The organism is Bacillus sp. mrc49 (genome assembly GCF_002803435.1).
The window spans coordinates 1-1,128 of sequence record NZ_PHNG01000569.1; the positions used below are offsets into that span (position 1 = coordinate 1).

A 1,128-nucleotide genomic window follows, 5' to 3' on the forward strand; every position below is an offset into this window, starting at 1 on the left:
AAATGGCCGATGGTTTAACAAAAGGAAAATCAGCTATTTTTGACGCTGCTAAGTCGCTAGGAAATAAGATGGTAGAAGGGATAGAAAAGGGCGTTAACGGAGCTATTGGCGGCGTGAATTGGATCCTAAAGAAAATAGGTACTGATAAAAAGTTAGACACATGGAACGCCCCTAGATTCGCAAGAGGGACAGGGAAAGACGGACATAAAGGCGGTTTAGCTTATGTAGGTGACGGCGGCGAAAAGGAGCTAGTACGACTACCAAACGGCAAAACATTCTTAAGCCCGGCGACTGATACCCTTCTAAACCTTCCTAGAGGCACGCATGTATTTAGCGGCTCACAAACAAAAGCAATCTTAAACGGGCAGATACCAGCCTTTAAAGGCGGCACTATTAGCAATCTCTTTAAAAGTAGCAAAAACCTATTATCAAAAGGAACTTCGGCGGTTAAAAACGCAGTAGGCGACGTATGGGACTGGATGGATAAACCGGCCGAGCTTTTGAAGACAACGTTAAATAAACATGTGAATTTAGATTCGATCAAAGGCCTTCCCTTGGATCTTGCAAAGGGCGCGGTAAATATGGTTAAAGATAATGGCGTATCTTACATTAAAAAAATGTTCGATTTTGGGATAGGGGATATGGGTGATATTGGCGGCGGCGGAGCTAATAAAGCGAAACAATGGATTTTAAAAGCCATGTCGATTACTAATACACCAAGCAGCTACTTAAAGGGCCTTATGTTAATCGCCAAGCGTGAAAGTGGCTACAACCCTAAAGCCATAAATTTATGGGATAGTAATGCCAAAGCGGGCCATCCGTCACGCGGATTATTTCAAACAATATGCAAACGGCGGCCTAGTCAACAACGAACAAATAGCGAGGATTGCAGAGGGGAACAACCCGGAAATGGTTATTCCCTTAAGTAATGGAAAACGCAGCCGGGCCGTACAATTGCTAAGCCAGGCCCAGCGGCTTTTAGGTATTACTCCAGAAGGTGCAGTTAATTCAAATACTAATGATAGCGGGGCCATAGCTCAACTAACGCAAGTCGTGGCTCTTTTAACTCAACAAAATAATTACTTAATGGCTCTGGTAAATAAAGATAACAGCGTATATTTAGACGGA

1 protein-coding gene and 1 pseudogene are annotated in these 1,128 nt (G+C 43.4%); both read left to right on the forward strand.

Annotated features, from left to right (window positions below; genetic code table 11):
* Window positions 1-929: pseudogene (locus CVN76_RS05940) on the forward strand (hypothetical protein); the annotation flags it as partial.
* Window positions 910-1,128, forward strand: a 219-nt coding sequence (locus CVN76_RS31700) for a hypothetical protein (RefSeq protein ID WP_232732120.1), incomplete at its 3' end; no start/stop codon positions are given. The pseudogene CVN76_RS05940 and the gene CVN76_RS31700, both read left to right, overlap by 20 nt.